The following is an 18442-nucleotide window of genomic DNA, read 5'->3' as shown; positions in this document are numbered from 1 at the left end:
TGCCGGTTTGAGTGCCCATGCTCAAGCCTTGTCACACCTCGCGCGGCACAACTCCCGCATCGCAGAACTCACCCAGGGGGACCTCATGGACGCTTCCACTACGGCCCGCCGTCTCGGCAGGACGGCCGCGCTTGCCGTCGCCGTCGCGCTGGCGGTCACCGCGTGCACCTCGGGCGGGAGCGGTTCGGGCGACGGCGTGGCCAAGAGCGAGCCGCCGAGACAGGACTCCCAGGACATCAACGCCAAGCCGCTGGACCAGGTCAAGGACGGCGGCGAGGTGCGGCTCCCGCTCTACCAGTGGATCACCCAGTGGAACCCGTTCCAGGTGGACGGCACCTACGGCGACGCGATCTCGATCATGCGCACGCTGGAGCCGTCGCTCTTCAACACGGACGCCTCGGGCACCTTCCAGCCCAACCTCGACTACCTGGTGGAGGCGAAGGTCACCTCGACCTCGCCGCAGGTGATCACCTACAAGCTCAACCCCAAGGCCAAGTGGTCCGACGGCAAGCCGCTCGGTTACCAGGACTTCAAGGCGGACTGGCAGGCCAGCAACGGGAAGGACGCCGCGTACAACATCTCCGACCCGTCCGGGTACGAGCGGATCTCGGCCGTCGAGCAGGGCGCCGACCCGAGCGAGGTGAAGGTGACCTTCTCCGAGCCGTACGCGGACTGGCAGAACCTGTTCCGCCCGCTGATCCCGGCCGCCGGGATCTCCACCCCGGACGACTTCAACAAGGGCTGGGTGGAGAAGATCCCGATCACCGCGGGCTCCTTCAAGGTCGGCGTCGCGGACAAGACCGCGCAGACCCTCACCCTCGTCCCGGACCCGGCCTGGTGGGGCACCAAGCCCAAGCTGGACCGGCTCACCTTCCGGGTGATGTCCCAGTCCGCGACCACCCAGGCCTACCTCAACAACGAGATCGACCTGGCCACCGCCGGCACCGCCACCGCGTACGGGCAGCTCAAGGACGCCAAGGACACCGTGATCCGCGCGGCCAGCCCGTGGGACGAGGTGCACATCTCCTTCGGCGGGGGCGGCGCGCTGGCGGACCAGCGGGTCCGCCAGGCGCTCGGCAAGGCGCTCGACCGTTCGGCGCTGATCAAGATCGCCAACAACGGGGTGCCGGTCGAGTTCAAGCCGCTCGGCAACCACGTCTTCATGCCCAACCAGAGCGGCTACCAGGACAACTCCGGCGAGTGGGCCAAGTTCGACCAGGCCGCCGCCAAGAAGCTGCTGGACGACGCCGGTTGGAAGGAGGCCGGCAGCGGCCAGCCGCGCACCAAGGACGGGCAGCCGCTGGAGCTGCACTGGGTGATCAACGACGCCACCCCGCAGGCCCAGCTCGACCTGGCCACCGCGGCGGCCGCGATGTGGCAGGCGGCCGGGGTCAAGGTCGCCCTGGACAAGGTGCCGTCCAACGACTTCTTCACCAAGTACGTGAACCCGGGCAAGTTCGAGATCGCGAGCTGGCGCAACACCGACTCGTTCCCGCTGTCCAAGAGCCTGACGAACTTCCGCCTGCCGGTGGGCGACAACAGCTTCGAGAACCCCTCACGCCTGGGCACCCCGGAGATCGACGACCTACTGAAGAAGGCGGCCGGGACGGTCGACCCGACGGAGGCCGCGAAGCTCTACAACCAGGCGGACGCGAAGATCTGGGAGCTCGGCCACACCGTCGAGCTCTACCAGCGGCCGGTCGTGCTGGCGGTGCGCAAGGGCCTCGCCAACTACGGTGCCTTCGGGCTGGCGGGGGAGGACTACAGCAAGGTCGGCTGGGAGAAGTAGCCGTCGCGGACACGGCGAGGCGGGCCGCACGGCAGGCGCTGGCGAGCAGCGCGGTGATCACGAGGCCGGTGGTGCGACACGGGAAGGTCGGCTCTGCCGCCCCCGCTGTCCCGCCACCGGCCTTGACCTTCCGCGTTGCCCGCAGGCCGCCCGTGTCATGGAGCCCCGCAGGGCCCGCGCTTTTCCGACCGGGGATGAATCTAGCGGCGCTCCGGTCCCGCACGGCGCAGCGCGCGGGGCGCGCCCGGAAACCCGCCGCGCTGTCACCCGGTTCGCGCACCGGAGCGTCAACTGGGGCTGACGGAAAGGAAAAAAGGGACCTTCGGGGTCACCGCGCCCGGGGGCGCCCGAGGCTGCCGTACCGGCGCGCCGCCCTTCCCGCTGCCCTTCGCGCCGCCCGGCGTACTGCCCGGCGTACGGTCCGCGCCGGTGCGTGCGCCGGGCCCGGGGCGCTGCCAGGATGCGCGGGACGACCCGCCCCTCCCGATCCCGGAGCAGCTCCGATGGCCAGTGAACCCGCCGCCGCGGCGCCCCGCGCGCACCACGTCGACCCGCCGCCGGTGCGCCGGATGATCCCGCGCGACCGCGACGAGCCGCACCGGGTCGCCACCCCGCTGGAACTCTTCTTCGACCTCTGCTTCGTGGTCGCGGTCGGCCAGGCCGGGCGCGAACTGGCCCACTCCCTCGCGGCCGGGCACTACGAAGAGGGGCTGCGCGGCTACGCGCTGGCTTTTTTTGCGATCTGGTGGGCCTGGATGAACTTCACCTGGTTCGCCTCCGCGTACGACTGCGACGACGTGCCGTACCGGGTCACCACGCTGGTGCAGATCGCCGGGGTCCTGATCCTCGCGGCCGGGGTGCCGCGGCTGTTCGCCACCCAGGACCTGGTGCTGGCGATCACCGGCTACGTGGTGATGCGCCTCGCGATGGTGACCCAGTGGCTGCGCGCCGCGGCCGGCGAGCAGGGCGAGGCGCGCCGGGTCGCGGTGCGGTACGCGGTGGGGATCACGATCTGCCAGGTCGGCTGGATGGTGCTGCTGTTCCTGCCGCACGGTGCGCGCCCGTACGTCATCCCGATCGGCGTGCTGTGCGAGCTGGCCGTGCCGGTGATCGCGGAGCTGCGGATGCAGACCTCCTGGCACCCGCACCACATCTCCGAGCGGTACGGGCTGTTCACCCTCATCGTGCTCGGCGAGACGGTGGCGGCGGCGACCGTCGCGGTGCAGTCGGCGGTGGACGAGCACGAGGAGCTGGGCCGGCTGGTGCCGGTGGCGATCGGCGGTCTGCTGATCTGCTTCGCCGCCTGGTGGATCTACTTCGCCCGGCCGGTCCACGAGCACCTGCGCTCCAACCGGCAGGCCTTCGCCTGGGGGTACGGGCACTACCTGGTGTTCGGTTCGGCGGCGGCGATCGGCGCCGGGCTGGAGGTGGCGGTGGAGTCGGCCGTGCACAAGGCGGAGATCTCCGAGACCGCCGCCACCGCGACGGTCACCGTGCCGACCGCGGTCTACCTGGTCACGGTCTGGTTCCTGCACTCCCGGCACACCAAGCGCGGCATCGTCGCCCAGGCGGTGGCGCCGGGCGGGGCCGCGCTGGTGCTGGCCTGCACCGCGCTCGGCGGCTCCGGGGTCCTGGCGGCGGGCCTGGTCTGCGCGCTGATGGTGACGGTGGGCGTGCTGATCCACAGCCGGGAGGGGCGGGTCCGGGGCGCTGCCTAGGGCCGCCCCAGGGGCCCGGTGCGTTGCCCAGGACCGCCCCAGAGGTCCGGGGCGCTGCTTAGGACCGCCCCAGCAGCACCGGTTCGTGTCGTGCCAGCCAGGCGAGGTAGGCCGGGTTGACCTTGGCCAGATCCAGGTAGGCGGCGCGCAGTTCGCCGTACAGCGCGTCCAGTGCGGGCGGGCTGAGCGCGCGCGGGCGCCAGGTGAACAGCAGCCGGACGGCCAGCGGGTCCCCGTGCACCGGGCGGACGACCGTGCCGGGCCCGGGCGGGGCGGTCGGCTGGCAGGGGCGGACGGCCTCGCCCGAGGCGACCAGCTCGGCGGCGGTGGCGTTGTCCCGCACCTGCAGCACCCGGGGGTTGAGCCCGGCTTCGCTGAACACCCGGCGCATCGCCGCGTACTCGTGGTCGGCGGTCGGGTCGACCATCCAGGTGTCCTCGGCGAGTTCGGCGAGGCGGACGACCGGGCGGGCGGCGGCCGGGTGCCCGGCGGCCAGCTCGACGTACTGCGGCTCGCGGGCCATCAGCACCCGCTGCTCGGCGTCCGGCGGCACCCGCAGCGGGAATCCCTCGCTCTCGTGCACGAAGGCCACGTCCAGCTGGTCGGCGGCGACCATCCGCAGCAGCGCGCTGGCCGAGACGTCGACGTGGATGGTGGTGTCGGTGTCGGGCAGCCGGTCGTGCACCCGGCGCAGCCAGGCCGCGACCGCCCGGCTGCCGACGCTGCCGATGCGCAGCCGCCGCTGCCGGCCGGGGCCGGTCGCGTCGCGGGCCTCCTGTCGGGCGGCGGCCACCAGCGCGGCCATCTCGGTGATCACCGGCCGGGCCCGGGAGAGCACCGAGTGGCCGAGCGCGGTGGGCCGGCTGCCGGTCTGCTCGCGGGTGAACAGGGTGCCGCCGATGGCCCGTTCGATGCGGTGCAGCTGGGTGGTGAGGGAGGGCTGGGTCATGCCGAGCTGGAGCGCGGCCTTGCGGAGGCTGCCGGTGTCGGCGATGGCGCACAGCACCCGGAGGTGTCTCACGTCGAGCTCCACGTCGGGAGCATAGACGCCATCGAGCCATCTCGCCAAGGACATGACAGGCAATCAAAGGCCCGCCGGCGGCCCGCCGGGCGGTTCGCACGCCAAACCGCACGGCAGGCCGCGTGACGGACCGTACGGCAGACCGCGTGACGGACCGTACGGCGCAACCCCGCCGGTATGCGGCGGTGCTATCGCCGGTTGACATCATCCGCGACGGGCCCGGGCGGGTCGAAGCTCGGGGGCAGCAACCCGCCCCGGCCACCGGCCGAGGCGGCCCCCCACCGTGCGCCGCCGCCGTTGCCCGGCCCCCACCGGCTCCGGCGAGGCCGCGCACCGCGCATTCGGAGCCCCCACATGAAGCGATCCGTGCTGTCCGCCGCCCTGGGCCTCGCCCTCGCGGCCGGCCTCGCGACCCTGCCCGCCACCGCCGTCGCCGCGCCGGCGGCGCCCGCCGCCCCGGCCGCCCACGCCGTTCAGGGCTACACCCCGGCGACGTACGCCGGTTCGGCCGCGGAGGCCGCGGAGGCCGCGAACAACCGGGCCTTCTTCCAGGCCGTGGTGGCCTCGGTCAAGGCCAAGCGGGCCGCCAACCCGTGGCTGCAGACCGTCACCGTCACCTACGACACCGCCAACGCCCCGTCCTTCACCAGCCAGATCGCCACCGCCGCGCAGATCTGGAACGGCTCCGTGCGCAACGTGCGGCTCCAGGAGGCCGGTGGCAACGCCGACTTCTCGTACTACGAGGGCAGCGACAGCCAGGGCTCGTACGCCAGCACCGACGGGCACGGCCACGGCTACGTCTTCCTCGACTACCAGCAGAACCAGGAGTACGACTCGGTGCGCGTCACCACCCACGAGACCGGGCACGTACTCGGCCTGCCCGACGACTACTCCGGCCCGTGCAGCGAGCTGATGTCGGGCGGCGGCCCCGGCCCCTCCTGCACCAACCCGTACCCCGACGCCAACGAGCGCGGCCAGGTCGACTACCTCTGGGCGAACGGTCTCGCGGCGGCCGACCAGGCTGTCCGGTAGCCGAGTTCGGGGCGCGGCGGGCCGCTCGGCCGGAATCGAGCGGCCCGCCGCTCTGGGTACTTCCCCGCTTCGGAGCCTAGCCGCCGCCCGAACGGAATGCCAGGGGAACGGTTGGGTCAAGGCCAGGGAAAGGCGGCTCGAATCGGCGAGAGCCCAGGGGTATTGCACGGAGCTATCGCGGATTGACATCATCCGCCCGCCCGCCGGGCTGCCCGAAGCTCTGGGGACATCACCCGTTGACCAGGTGTCCCCCCGGGCCGGCCCCCAACCGGCCACGGCACCACAGGAATCGGAGCCCCCACATGAAGCGATCCGTGCTGTCCGCCACCCTCGGCCTCGCCCTCGCGGCCGGCCTCGCCGTGCTGCCCACCACCGCCGCGGCCGCGGCCCCGGCCGCCCCGGCCGTGCAGGGCTACACCGCCTCGACGTACGCCGGTTCGGCCACCGAGTCCGCGGACAACCAGGCCTTCTACCAGGCCGTGATGGCCTCCGCGAAGGCCAAGCAGGCCGCCAACCCGGGCCTGGCGACCGTCGTGGTCACCTACGACGCCAGTTCGGCCCCGACCTTCCGCAACCAGATATCCCAGGCCGCGCAGATCTGGAACAGCTCGGTCGGCAACGTCCAGCTGCGGTCCGGCTCGGCCGCCGACTTCCGCTACTACGAGGGCAACGACAGCCGGGGCTCGTACGCCAGCACCGACGGGCACGGCAGCGGCTACATCTTCCTCGACTACCAGCAGAACCGGCAGTACAACTCGGTGCGGGTGACCGCCCACGAGACCGGGCACGTGCTCGGCCTGCCGGACCACTACTCCGGCCCGTGCAGCGAGCTGATGTCGGGCGGCGGCCCCGGCACGTCCTGCACCAACCCCTACCCGAACGGTACCGAGCGCAGCCGCGTCAACTCCCTCTGGGCGCGCGGCTGACGCTCCCGACGGACCCCGGACCGGCCGCCCCTCGCGGCCGGTCCGGGGTCTCCGCCGTGGGTTCCGGGATCGGTCACTCAAGGGCCTCGTCGCTGCGGGGCGTTGTCGGTGCCGCGTGCGAGCATGCGGCGAGACCGTACGCCCCCGACCGCAAGGTGCCGCCATGTCCCGTTCCGTCCCCGACCGGCTCGACGACCTTCCGTACGCCGAACTGCTGCGCCCGCACGCCGGGCCGCTGCGCAGCGACGAGCGGTACGACACCGCGCACTTCGACGGCGGCGAGCACACGGACGAGTCGGGCGCCGGGGCGGCCTTCCTGGAGTGCGCCTTCACCGGCGTCGCGCTCAGCGGGGTCAAGCTGCGCCAGGCCCGGTTCAACGAGGTCTGGGTGCAGGCCGGCCGCTGGGTGGCCTGCGACCTCAGTGACTCCGAGTGGCAGGACAGCGCCTTCGTCGGCGGTGTGCTGGCCGGGGTCGCCGGGTACGGCTCGGCGCTGCGCCGGGTCGTGTTCCGCGGCTGCAAGCTGGAGGCGGTCAACCTGCGGGCGGCCGTGCTGCGGGACGTCGTCTTCGAGGACTGTCTGCTGCGCGACGTGGACTTCGGCGAGGCGAAGCTGACGGGGGTGTCCTTCCCCGGCTCGACGCTGGAGGAGGTCCGGCTGCGCGGGGCCACGCTGAGCAAGACCGACCTGCGCGGCGCCGTCCGGCTCGGGCTGGCCGACGGCCACCAGGGGCTGCGCGGCGCGGTCATCAGCTCCACCCAGCTGCTGGAGCTGGCGCCCCAGTTCGCGCAGGCGCTGGGCATCGACGTGAAGGACCGCTGACGGCGGGCCGCCTCCGTCCCTCCCCGGCGTTTCCGTCGTGCGTTCAGCCCGGCGTCGCTCGGTGACACCCGGACGAACAGTCCGCCAATCCTGCTGCACGCATCTGGTGGCCGCTCCGTCCGAGGTGGAAACTGCTGCGCGATCGATGAGCCCGACTTGTGTACACAACATCGCCAGCGAAGGGACGGACTGGGCTGATGGCCGAGTTGAGTCGTAGGAAGTTCGTCACGCTGTCCGGCGCCGCCGCGGCCGGTCTCGCCGTGGCCGGCACCGGTGCGGCGGGAGCCGCCCCGGGCGCGCCCGCGGTGGCCTCCACCACCACGCTCCAGCAGACCGGCACCATCACCGACGCGCAGCACGTGGTGATCCTGATGCAGGAGAACCGCAGCTTCGACCACTACTTCGGCACGCTGCGCGGCGTGCGCGGCTTCGCCGACCGCAGCGCGATCCAGATCGCCGGCGGCTACAGCGTCTTCAACCAGCCCAACGGCCTGCTCAGCCGCCAGTACCCGTGGCAGTTCAGCCAGACCAAGCCGGCCGGCGGCGCCGACCCCGAGCGCCTCGCCCAGTGCAACGGCGACCTCAGCCACGGCTGGAGCGACCAGCACAAGGCGTGGAACGGCGGCAAGATGGACTCCTGGGTCGCCGCCAAGGGCAACGTCCGCACGCTCGGCTTCCTCACCCGCCAGGACATCCCGTTCCACTACGCGCTGGCCGAGAACTGGACCATCTGCGACGCGTACCACTGCTCCGTCCTGAGCGCGACCGGCCCCAACCGCACCTACCACTGGTCCGGCCAGATCGACCCGGCCGGCACCGCGGGCGGCCCGGCCTACGACGGCGGCGACGAGAAGGGCCTGCGCTGGCAGACCTACGCCGAGGCCCTGGAGAACGCCGGCGTCAGCTGGAAGGTCTACCAGAACGCCGCCGACAACTACGGCGACAACGCCCTCGCCTACTTCAGCCAGTTCTCCGGCGCCCCGGCCGGCAGCCCGCTGGCCGTCAAGGGCATGGGCTCGGTGCCCAAGGCCACCGGCAAGACCCCGGACGACATCGCCGCCGCGATCAAGGCCGACGTGCTGAACGGCACCCTCCCGCAGGTCTCCTGGATCGTCCCCGACCAGGCCTCCTCCGAGCACCCGTACGCCACCCCGGCCGACGGCGCGCACTTCGTCCACATGGTGATCGACGCGCTCAACGCGGACCCGAACGTCTTCAACTCGTCCGTCCTGTTCATCAACTACGACGAGAACGACGGCTTCTTCGACCACGTCCCGCCGCCGGTCGCCCCGGCCGGCACCCCGGGCGAGTTCTACAACGGCACCAACATCGGCCTCGGCTTCCGCGTCCCGCTGATCGCCGTCTCGCCCTGGACCCGCGGCGGCTGGGTCAACTCCGAGACCTTCGACCACACCTCGGTGCTGCGCTTCCTGGAGACCTGGACGGCCGCCCTCGGCACGCCCGCGCAGTGCGTGAACATCAGCGACTGGCGCCGCCGCGTCTGCGGCGACCTGACCAGCGCGTTCGACTTCGCCAACCCGGTCTACGGCCTGCCCGCGCTGCCGGACACCTCGCAGACCATCGGCCTGTCCGCCTGCGGTCCGCTGCCCAACCCGGCGCCGGTCAACAACCAGCTGCCGCTGCAGGAGAGCGGCACCCGCCCGGCCCGCGCCCTGCCCTACCAGCCGAACGCCAACCTGGACCACCTGGAGTTCGGCTCCGGCGGGGTGATGAAGGTCTGGATCACGATGGCCAACCAGGGCGCGGCGGCGCTGAAGTCCGCGCACTTCGCCGCCTACGCCAACGCCTACCGCAGCGGCGGCCCGTGGCAGTACACCGTCGACCCGGGCGGCAACACCAGCGACTTCTTCAACTGCGGCACCGGCTTCGGCGGCGGGCCGTACGACCTGACGGTGGTCGGCCCCAACCGCTTCCTGCGCCGTTTCAAGGGTGACGCCACCAAGGCGGGCAAGGACGCGGCCGTCACCGCCTCGTACGCGATCGAGCCGGGCACCGGCAAGCTCGCCCTCTACTTCACGCTGGCCAACAACGGCGGCACGCCGCTGACCTTCACCATCGCGTCCAACAACTACCGCACGGACGGCCCCTGGACGTACCAGGTCCCGGCCGGCGGCAGCGTCAGCGACTTCTTCAACGCCGTGGCGTACACCAACGGCTGGTACGACTTCACGGTGACGGTGGACGCGGACAGCAGCTGGTCCCAGCGCTTCACCGGCCACCTGGAGGCGGGCACGCCCAGCATCACCGGCTGACGACCGCCCTCACCGCGTGCAACGGCGGCCCCACGACCCGGTACCTCGGGTGGTGGGGCCGCCGTCGTCCCCGAGCGGGCCCTCCCGTCACCTTCGCCGGAACAGGTGGTGTGCGTCACGCCGCTCGGGCTGGGCACGACCTCCAGGTGGAACCGGTCGAGCAGCCCGTCGGGGGACTCCCAGAGCCGCAGTCCGGATCCGAGCTCCACCGGCGAGACCGCCACGTGCACGGTGGCGACGAGGCTTTCCTGCCGGCGGCCTCTCCCGCGGATGCCCGCCGTCACGGACGCGCGGCTGACTCCGGGCGGCTTCAGAGCCGGTCGTAAATGGTGGCGAGCTGCCGCAGGACGTCGGTCGCGACGTCCAGGGCGGTGGTGTCGTGGCGGGCGAGTGCGGTGTCGAGTGCCCGGACCAGGGCGTCCTGGCGTTCCTGGTGGCGGCTCCGGCCGGTGTCGGTGAGGGCGACCAGCACGGATCTCTTGTCACCGGCGGGGCGCTCGCGAGTGACGTAGCCGGCCGCGACGAGGCCGTTGACCAGCTGGGTGGTGGCGGCGCCGGTGGTCTCGGTGGCGGCGGCCAGTTGGCCGATCGGCAGCGGGCCGGTCTCTGCGAGGGCCCGCAGGGCGCGGGCGTGGGTGAGGGAGAGCGCGCCGGGGGTGCGGGTGGCGCGTCCGCGCAGCCGGGAGTCGGCGGCGCTGAGGCTGTAGGCGGCGCGCGCGAGCGAGTCCAGGGCCCGGTCGCGGGCGGCGCCGGACGGTGGTTCGGGCTCGGGCTGGGCCTGCGGCTGTGACATGGGGTGGTCTCCGTGGTGCGGGCGAGGGGCGAGTTGACAGGAGTTTAGCCTAAGTACTTAATAGATAAGTACTTAGCTAGGCATTGCGGAGCGGGGTCGGGTACCCCGTCGAGAGAGGACACCTGTCATGACCGCACGATCCACCGGCCAGAGCTGGGCCCTGGACATCGCCCTCGCCCAGGGCGGCTTCGACGCCCTGCACCCCCAGGCGAAGGGCACCCTGGAGCAACTGGGCCACGACCACACCGACTTCGACAAGGTCTTCGACCTGGTCCGGAGCGGCGTGATGCTGCCCAAGGCGTGGGCCACCATCGCCGGCCAGGCCGAGGAGCGCGCCGCCCACCACGAGCGCGGCGGCTTCGCGCAGACCGCCGCCGACCTCTACGTGCGCGCCTCGGTGATGTGGGGCCGCGCCCAGTACTCCGTCTTCGACGCCACCGACCCGCGCAAGCTCGCCTTCCGCGAGCGCGCCAACCACTGCGTCGAGCGCCTGGGCGCGCTGCGCGGCAACCGGGTGCGCCGCGTCGTCCTCGACTTCGAGGGCAAGCAGATCTTCGCCCTCCTCCACCTGCCGGCCGGAGACGTCAGGAACGCCCCCGCGGTGATCCTCGGCCCGGGGATGGACATGATCAAGGAGGACTACATCCACGCGGCCGAGCGGTACTACACCTCGCGCGGCATCGTGGCCCTGTCCATCGAGGGCCCCGGCCAGGGCGAGAGCCGGGCGAACGGGCTGACCGTCGACCTGACCAACTACGAGCGTGCCATCAGCCGTTACATCGACCACCTGGCCTCGCTGCCGGAGGTCGACGCGGCCCGGATCGGCATGTTCGGCATCTCGATGAGCGGCTACTGGGGCTCCCGCGCCGCGGCCACCGACCGCCGCCTCGCCGCGCTGGCCGCCTTCGAAGCCGTCACCGGCGACTTCACCACCATCTTCGAGCGCGCCCAGCCCACCTTCAAGAACAACTACATGTTCATGGCCGGCTACAGCGACGAGGACGCCTTCGACCGCGACCTGGTCGCCCGCATGCCGTTGGGCGACCTCGTCCGGGAGATCACCTGCCCGGTCCTCTACGGCATCGGCGAGTTCGACGAACTCACCGTGCTGGAGGAGGCGCTGGCCAACTACGAGCGGGTCCGCGCCCCCAAGGAGATCCGCGTCTACGAGAACGAGTTCCACCCGCTGGGCGGCACCGCCGCCGAGGTGTTCCGGTTCGGCGCCGAGTGGGTCGAGCGCGCCCTGAACGGGGAGTTCGCCGAGCCGGGCCGCGACGTGCGCCACTACGTCCACGACGACGGCCGCACCACCGACGGCACCGCCGACCCCACCTGGTGGCTCGGCACCGTCCCCACCCGGATCAGCGACGCACGCTGGGCGTAGCAGGCAGGCTCAGCCGAACGGGCCGCGCGGGAACCACGGATCGCGGACCTCCCGGGGCCCGTACGGCGTCAGCAGGGTCAGGGTGCACGGCGAGGCCGCGTACTCGGTCAGCTGCACCGCGCCGTGCATCAGCAGCAGGTCGTGGGCGCCGGGCAGCCGCCCGTCCGGTGCGGCGAGCGGGCCGACCCGCCGGCGCGGTCCGTCGTGCGGGTCCTCGGCGGTGCGCCGGGCGTGGCTTCCGGAAGGTACGACGGTCACAGCGGGCTCAAGACGGTGGCGTCAGTTCGGCCGACGGCTCCACCCTGCGCCCGGTCGGCGCCACCCGGCTACGGCCGTTGGGCGCGTCCACCCGGGACCAAAGGCTCAACCCGCGCGGCGCCCTGCCCCCGACCCGTCCACCCGGCCGCCGCTGCTCCCGGCCCGAGGTGCGCCCGTTCGCACCCGGTGTGAGAGTGGGGGCAGCCCGGCATTCCGTCATTCCCTCCGGAGGAGGAGCCATGGGCATCTTCGACAGGTTGTTCCACCGCGCGCCGCACGAGGCCGGCGGGCCGGACGCCTCCCAGCGGGCCGCCCTCGCCCACGACGAGGCCGTCGACGCGTTCGGCGACGAGGTCGAGCGCACCCGCGAGACCCAGGACCGGCTCACCCGGGACCGGCTCTCCCAGGAGGAGGCCGACCGGCGCGCCGCCGAGAACATGACGGCCGAGGGCGATCCCTGGGACTGACTCGCCACCGGTCGTGGCCCCCACGTCCAGCGGCCCCCCGTGTCACCGCTCCCGCGGCGGCAGCGGGGGGCGCCGCAGGTCCGGCCGGGGCGTGGACTCCGGCGGGGGCGCCGCGGCGGGCGCGTCCTCCAGCAGCTCCAGGGCCAGTTGGACGGCGGCGACCAGTTCGGGGTGGCGTCCCCGGGCCCAGTCCCGCGGGGTGCGCAGCACGTGCACGTCGGGCTCGACGCCCCGGTTCTCCACCGTCCAGCCGAGGCCGCCGCCGAACCAGGAGGCGTTCTTCGGCACCGAGATCTGGGTGCCGTCGCCGAGGGTGTGCCGTCCGGACATGCCGACCACTCCGCCCCAGGTGCGGTTGCCGACCACCGGGCCGAGCCCGAGCAGCTTGATCGCCGCGATGATCACGTCCCCGTCCGAGCTGGTCGCCTCGTCGGCGAGGGCCACCAGCGGGCCGCGCAGTGCGTGCCGGGGCCAGCGGACCGGTTGGCGGTCCCGGGTGAAGTCCCAGGCCAGGACGTGCCGGGTGAGCTTCTCCAGGACCAGTTCGGAGACGTTGCCGCCGGCGTTGCCGCGCACGTCCAGTACCAGTGCGGGCTTGTCCAGTTCGCGCCGCAGGTCCCGGTTGAACTGTGCCCAGCCGGAGCCGCCGAGGTCCGGGATGTGCAGGTAGCCGCACCGCCCGTCGCTGAACTCCCGGACCAGGGAACGGCGTTTGGACACCCAGTCCTGGTAGCGGATGGGCCGTTCGTCGGTCAGCGGGGTGACGGCGATCCGCCGCACCGGGCCGTCCGGGCCGCTGCGCAGGGCCAGTTCCACGGTGGTGCCGCCGGTGCCGGCCAGCAGCGGCAGCGGTCCGCGCACCGGGTCCACCGGGCGTCCGCCGACGGAGAGCAGTTCGTCGCCGTCCCGGACGCCCTGGGCGGCCAGCGGGGCGCGGGCGCGCGGGTCGGAGGACTCGCCGGCCAGCACCCGGTCGACCAGCCAGCGCCCGTCGGGGGCCCGGTGGGCGGTGGCGCCGAGCAGGCCGAGCGGCTGCTGGGCGAGCGAGGGCCCTTCGGCGCGCCGGGACGGGGTGACGTAGGCGTGCGAGGTGCCCAGTTCGCCGAGGAGTTCGCGCAGCAGGTCGGCGAAGTCGTCGGGTGAGCAGACGCGTTCCAGCAGCGGCTCGTACTGGGCGACCAGGGCGGGCCAGTCCAGGCCGGACATCCGCTCGTCCCAGAACTGGTCCCGGACGATCCGGGCGGCCTCGTGGTAGGCCTGGCGCCACTCGGCGGCCGGGTGGACGGTGTGGGTGATCCGGCGCAGGTCCACGCTGGTGCCGGCGGAGGGGGCGGCGACCGGGATCACCCGGAGCGTGCCGGCCGAGTAGACGGCGATCGAACCGCCGTCGCCGGAGACCGCGTAGCCGTCCAGCTTGTCCACCAGCGTGCTGCGGGTGCCCCGGGCCAGATCGAAGTGCTCCAGCGAGGGGCGGCCCGAGGTGTCCTCCGGGCTGGCGAAGGTCTGCCCGAGGGTGCCGGCGATCGGCCAGCGCAGCCAGACCAGGCCGCCGCGCACCGCGTCGGTGGCCGAGTACTTGGAGGCGATCACCGGGAACTGCAGCAGCCGTTCGGCGATGCCTTCGGGCTCGACCCGGACGGTGCCGTCGCCGCCGCCGTCCCCGCGCGGGGCGCCGTCCTCGACCGGCGCGGTGAACGGCGAGGGCGTGTCGGCAGTGAGCGGGACGAGGTACGGGCGGCAGCCGACGGGAAAGGAGAGGTCGCCGGTGTGCACGTCGTGGACCGGGTCGAAGCCGCGCCAGGACAGGAAGGCCAGGTATCGGCCGTCCCGGGTGAACACCGGCTGCTCGTCCTCGAAGCGGCCGTCGGTGACCTCGGTGATCGACGCGGGCGCCTCGGTGCGGGTGAGCCGGATCCGGCGCAGCGAGCGCCCGGCGACCGGCTGGGACCAGGCGATCCAGTGCGAGTCGGGGGAGAACCGGGCGCTGGAGACCGGCCCGTACTCGGAGGCGGCGAGCTCGCGCACCTCGCCGTCGGCGGCGGAGACCAGCAGCAGCCGCCCGTCCGAGGCGGCGGCGGCGAGGCGGCTGCCGTCGGGGGAGGCGGTGAGCTCCAGGACGCGGCCGAGCCGGCCGGCGGCGAGGATCCGGTGGCGGTGCTTGTCCCCGCTGCCGGACCCGGGGGTCCCCTCGTGCCCGGGCAGCGGCATCACCTCGATCGCGTCGGCGCCTTCCGCGTCGGTGACCCAGGCCGCCTCGCCGGTGTGCCCGAGCAGCACCGGCAGCCGGGTCCGCACTCCCGGGGTATCGGCGAGCGCGCGGGCCGGGCCGTCCTTGTGGGTGAGCCAGTACTGGCTGCCGCGCACGGTGATCACCCCGGCCCGGCCGCCCTGGTCGCAGGCGAGGTCCTTGACCTGCGACGCGGCGCCGACCTGGTACGGGCGGCGGCCGACCCGGGCGCCGCCGAGCGGGACGTCCAGCCGGCGCGGGGCGGGGGCGTCCAGGCCGTCCAGCAGCCAGAGGTCGCCGGCGTGCTGGTAGACGATCCGGGTGCCGTCGGTGGCGGCTTCGCGGGCGTAGTAGGAGGCGTGGTCGGTGTGCCGGCGCAGGTCGGTGCCGTCCGGGCGGCAGGAGTAGAGGTTGCCGATGCCCTCGTGGTCGGAGATGAAGGCCACCCGGTCGCCGAGGGGCCCGGCGACCGGCATCGGGGCGGCGAGGTGCCCGGTGTGGTCGGGGAGGATCCGCTCGCCGTCCGCCCAGAGCCGGCCGACGGCGCCGCCCCGGTAGCGCTTCCAGGCGGCGGGCTCGTGCGGGGCGGCGCCGGTGAGCAGGACGGTCCGCTCACGGCTCATCTGGGCGTCGCCGACCGGGCCCCAGGGCATACGCCGGCCGGGGGAACCGTCCGGGGGCAGGGCGTGCGCCCAGGTGTAGTGGCCGAAGGGCTCGTGGAAGGAGGTGACGGCGAGCACCTCGCCGTTTGGCAGCCAGCCGCGCACCCGGGTGTCCTGGCTGCCCCAGAAGCTGAGCCGGCGGGCCTCGCCGCCGTCGACCGGGGCGGTCCACACCTCGGGGGTGAGGCTCAGCCAGCTGGTCCAGGCGAGGGTGGTGCCGTCGGGGGAGAAGCGGGGGTGGCTGACCCGGGTACGGTCGCAGGTGACCCGCCAGGCCCGGCCGGTGACGGCGCCGCCGGTGTCCAGCGGGGCGATCCAGACGTCGTCCTCGGCGGTGAAGGTGAGCAGGCCGCCGTGCAGGTGGGGGTGGCGGAGGTAGCCGGGCGGGGTCACCCCTCCATCCTTCGACGGGGTGTCACACCCGGCAACCGGGACGGGCCGCCGGGGGCGCACGGAGCGGGTCCGCACGCCGACGGGGACCACGCTTGCACCTGACACCGGTGTGAGGTCCAACCATGGTCCCCATGGCGACCACACAGCTCCCGACTCCGGTACTCCGCAAGCCCTTCCCGCTCCCCTCCCTGCTCGCCCTGGCCACCGCCGTCTTCGTCACCGCGCTCACCGAGAACCTGCCCGCCGGGGTGCTGCCCGGCATGAGCGAGTCCCTCGGCGTCAGCGAGTCGGCCGCCGGGCAGACCGTCACTGTCTACGCGATCGGCTCCGCCGTCACCGCGATCCCGCTCACCGCGGCCACCGCCGGCTGGGGCCGCAAGCGGCTGCTGCTCACCGCGATGGGCGGCTTCGCGGTGGCCAACACGGTGACGGCGGTCTCCGGCAACTACCCGCTCACCCTGGCCGCCCGCTTCCTCGCGGGCGTCGCGGCCGGCCTCGCCTGGGCGCTGCTGGCCGGGTACGCCCGCCGGCTGGTGCCGGTCGAGCAGCAGGGCCGGGCGATGGCCGTCGCGATGGCGGGGGTGCCGGTGGCGCTGTCGCTCGGGGTGCCGGTCGGCACCTTCCTCGGCCGGATGTTCGCCTGGTGGGTGCCGTTCCTGGCCATGACGGCACTGGCGGTCGGCGTGGTCGGCTGGATCACGGCGATGCTGCCCGAGCAGCCCGGGCAGCCGGACGGCGAGCGTGCCCCGGTCCGGCACGCGCTCACCGTGCCCGGCGTGCTGCCGGTGCTCACCATGACGGTGCTCTACGTGCTCGCGCACACCATCCTGTTCACCTACATCGCGCCCTTCCTCGACGGGGCCGGCCTCGGCGGCGCCACCGGCACCGTGCTGCTGGTCTTCGGCCTGGCCTCGATGGCGAGCATCTGGCTCACGGGTGCCCACATCCACCGTCGGCTGCGGCAGTTGACGATCGGCGGCGCGCTGCTGGTCGCGGTGACGGCGGGCGCCCTCGCGGTGTGGTCCGGCAGCGCGCCGCTGGTGTACCTCGCGGCGCTGCTCTGGGGCCTGGGCTGGGGCGGTGCCCCGACCCTGCTGCAGACCGCCCTCGGCGACGCGGGCGGGGAGCAGGCCGACGCCGCCCAGGCCATGCTGGTGACCCTGTGGAACATCGCGATGGCGGCCGGCGGAGTGGTCGGCGGCCTGGTCCTGAGCGGCCTCGGCACCGGCGCCCTGCCGTGGGCGGTCCTCGCGCTGATGCTCCCCGCCCTCGCCGTGGCCGTCGGCGCCCGCCGCCACGCCTTCCCCCCGGTGCGCGGCTGACGTGCCGGCCGGATCCCGTGGCCGGATCCCGCGGCCCGATCCCATGGCGCGATCCCGGCCGTACACAGCCCGAAGTGCCGGAAGGCCCCTCGCTTTCGCAAGGGGCCTTCCGGTTGTCTGTGCGCCGCCAGGGACTCGAACCCCGGACCCGCTGATTAAGAGTCAGCTGCTCTAACCAACTGAGCTAGCGGCGCCTGCTGACGTGGGAGACATTACCTGGTCAGCGGCCGAAACACACAATCGGCCCGGAGGGTGCCACGGCGGGCCCGGAGTCCTCGGCCCGGGCCTCACATGGTCAGCACCACCTTGCCCCGGACGTGCCCGGTGCCGACCATCCGGTGGGCCTCGCCGGCCCGCTCCAGGGGGAGGGTCTCGGCGATCTCCAGCCGCAGTCCGCCCGCCTCCCACAGCCGGACCAGCTCGGCCAGTCGCTCGGCCGTGCGCGGAGCCCGCAGCTGCCGCACGCCCAGCCGCTGGGCGCCCGGGTAGTCGACCACGGTGCCGATCCGGTCCCGGTCGGCGACCAGCTCGACGGAGGCCTCCAGCGCGCCCCGCCCGGCGGCGTCGAAGGCGACGGTCACCCCCTGCGGCGCCGCCGCCCGGACCCGCTCGACCAGCCCCTCCCCGTACGCGACCGGGATCGCGCCCAGTTCGCGCAGGTAGGCGTGGTTGCGCTCGCTCGCGGTGCCGACCACGGTCGCCCCCCAGGCCTGGGCCAGCTGGACGGCCACCGTGCCGACCCCGCCCGTGGCACCGTGCACCAGGAGGGTGTCGCCGGGGCCGACCCCGAGCAGGGTGAGCGCCGCGTGCGCGGTCTGGCCGGAGGCGGAGAGCGAGCCGGCCAGCTCCCAGGGCATCCCGGCCGGCTTGGCCACCAGCTGGGCCGCGTCCACCGTGACCAGCTCGGCGTGGCTGTCCAGCACCCGGAAGCCCAGCACCTCGTCGCCGACCTTCCAGTCCCCGCCGTCCGGCCCCAGCCGGTCCACCACCCCGGCGAACTCGTTGCCGAGGACGAACGGCGGCTCGACCGCCAGCCCCGGCGGCCGGAACCCCTCCCGGATCGCCAGGTCCACCGGCTGCACCCCGGCCGCGTACACCCGTACCCGCACCTCGCCCGGGCCGGGCTGCGGATCGGGCACCTCGCCCACCCGCAGGACCTCCGGACCGCCGGACCGCGTCACGGTGACTGCCTTCATGTCTGCTCCCCGCCCCTGAACCGAACGTCGAACCTGGACCGAACGTCGAACCTGAACCGATCCTCGAACCGAACTGATCATCGAATCTGAACTGATTCTCGGACCTGAAGTCCGCTTGAGGTCAAGCCGTTATTCGGCGCGTCTTCACTGATGGGCGC

At 73.4% G+C, this 18442-nt stretch carries 14 protein-coding genes, 1 tRNA gene and 1 pseudogene; 9 read left to right on the top strand and 7 right to left on the bottom strand.

All coding sequences use genetic code 11. The annotated features are described in order from the left end of the window. Positions 1–85: 85 nt before the first annotated feature. Together ACZ52R_RS17915 and ACZ52R_RS17910 are read left to right on the top strand one after the other, a co-directional pair. A complete protein-coding gene (locus ACZ52R_RS17915; protein WP_465620527.1) occupies positions 86–1789 on the top strand; it encodes an ABC transporter family substrate-binding protein in 1704 nt (567 codons plus the stop codon). Between the two features lie 503 nt (positions 1790–2292). Further along, complete coding sequence (locus tag ACZ52R_RS17910) at positions 2293–3507, top strand: low temperature requirement protein A (RefSeq protein WP_465620529.1); 1215 nt, start codon at positions 2293–2295, stop codon at positions 3505–3507. A gap of 58 nt (positions 3508–3565) precedes the next feature. Here the strand turns inward: ACZ52R_RS17910 and ACZ52R_RS17905 are convergent, their stop codons facing one another. Then, on the bottom strand, positions 3566–4540 hold the full coding sequence (locus ACZ52R_RS17905; protein WP_360497099.1) for a LysR family transcriptional regulator: 975 nt from the start codon (positions 4538–4540) through the stop codon (positions 3566–3568). A gap of 342 nt (positions 4541–4882) precedes the next feature. On the opposite strand from ACZ52R_RS17905, the gene snpA (ACZ52R_RS17900) reads away from it, so the two are divergent. From snpA (ACZ52R_RS17900) to ACZ52R_RS17885, 4 genes are all read left to right on the top strand, one after another. Beyond that, positions 4883–5560, top strand: coding sequence for a snapalysin (gene snpA / locus ACZ52R_RS17900; protein WP_465753710.1), 678 nt, complete (start codon positions 4883–4885; stop codon positions 5558–5560). 302 nt (positions 5561–5862) lie between these two features. After that, complete coding sequence (snpA, locus tag ACZ52R_RS17895) at positions 5863–6486, top strand: snapalysin (protein ID WP_360497105.1); 624 nt, start codon at positions 5863–5865, stop codon at positions 6484–6486. 163 nt (positions 6487–6649) lie between these two features. Continuing rightward, positions 6650–7309 (top strand): pentapeptide repeat-containing protein, encoded by a 660-nt coding sequence (locus ACZ52R_RS17890; RefSeq protein WP_465620534.1) that lies wholly within the window; start codon positions 6650–6652, stop codon positions 7307–7309. 197 nt (positions 7310–7506) lie between these two features. Then, positions 7507–9582: a phosphocholine-specific phospholipase C gene (locus tag ACZ52R_RS17885; RefSeq protein WP_465620536.1), complete on the top strand. Its 2076-nt coding sequence runs from the start codon at positions 7507–7509 to the stop codon at positions 9580–9582. An 87-nt stretch (positions 9583–9669) separates the two neighbouring features. Here the strand turns inward: ACZ52R_RS17885 and ACZ52R_RS17880 are convergent. Both ACZ52R_RS17880 and ACZ52R_RS17875 read right to left on the bottom strand, forming a co-directional pair. Then, positions 9670–9824 (bottom strand): annotated as a pseudogene (locus tag ACZ52R_RS17880) (dihydrofolate reductase family protein); the annotation flags it as partial. A 68-nt stretch (positions 9825–9892) separates the two neighbouring features. Continuing rightward, positions 9893–10375, bottom strand: coding sequence for a MarR family winged helix-turn-helix transcriptional regulator (locus tag ACZ52R_RS17875; protein ID WP_465663481.1), 483 nt, complete (start codon positions 10373–10375; stop codon positions 9893–9895). Positions 10376–10502: 127 nt separating this feature from the next. Between ACZ52R_RS17875 and ACZ52R_RS17870 the strand changes: the two genes are divergently transcribed. Further along, entirely contained in the window at positions 10503–11759 is a 1257-nt protein-coding gene (locus ACZ52R_RS17870; RefSeq protein WP_465663480.1) for an alpha/beta hydrolase, read from the top strand. Positions 11760–11768: 9 nt separating this feature from the next. Here the strand turns inward: ACZ52R_RS17870 and ACZ52R_RS17865 are convergent, their stop codons facing one another. Beyond that, a complete protein-coding gene (locus ACZ52R_RS17865) occupies positions 11769–12017 on the bottom strand; it encodes a hypothetical protein (protein ID WP_465620542.1) in 249 nt (82 codons plus the stop codon). A 239-nt stretch (positions 12018–12256) separates the two neighbouring features. Here ACZ52R_RS17865 and ACZ52R_RS17860 point away from each other — a divergent pair, with 239 nt between their 5' ends. Then, positions 12257–12484: a hypothetical protein gene (locus ACZ52R_RS17860; protein WP_465620544.1), complete on the top strand. Its 228-nt coding sequence runs from the start codon at positions 12257–12259 to the stop codon at positions 12482–12484. A 42-nt stretch (positions 12485–12526) separates the two neighbouring features. On the opposite strand, the gene ACZ52R_RS17855 is transcribed toward ACZ52R_RS17860, so the two are convergent. Next, a complete protein-coding gene (locus tag ACZ52R_RS17855; RefSeq protein ID WP_465663479.1) occupies positions 12527–15766 on the bottom strand; it encodes a S41 family peptidase in 3240 nt (1079 codons plus the stop codon). A gap of 131 nt (positions 15767–15897) precedes the next feature. Here ACZ52R_RS17855 and ACZ52R_RS17850 point away from each other — a divergent pair, with 131 nt between their 5' ends. After that, on the top strand, positions 15898–17088 hold the full coding sequence (locus tag ACZ52R_RS17850) for an MFS transporter (RefSeq protein WP_465753709.1): 1191 nt from the start codon (positions 15898–15900) through the stop codon (positions 17086–17088). Between the two features lie 120 nt (positions 17089–17208). Here the strand turns inward: ACZ52R_RS17850 and ACZ52R_RS17845 are convergent. Together ACZ52R_RS17845 and ACZ52R_RS17840 are read right to left on the bottom strand one after the other, a co-directional pair. Further along, positions 17209–17282: transfer RNA gene (locus ACZ52R_RS17845), tRNA-Lys, on the bottom strand. Between the two features lie 93 nt (positions 17283–17375). Further along, positions 17376–18284: an NADP-dependent oxidoreductase gene (locus ACZ52R_RS17840; RefSeq protein ID WP_465620550.1), complete on the bottom strand. Its 909-nt coding sequence runs from the start codon at positions 18282–18284 to the stop codon at positions 17376–17378. Positions 18285–18442: the final 158 nt, after the last annotated feature.

The organism is Kitasatospora sp. NPDC034023, from assembly GCF_055575795.1.
The sequence above is the reverse complement of the archived record's forward strand: the minus strand, read 5'-3'. Positions and strand labels throughout refer to the sequence as shown.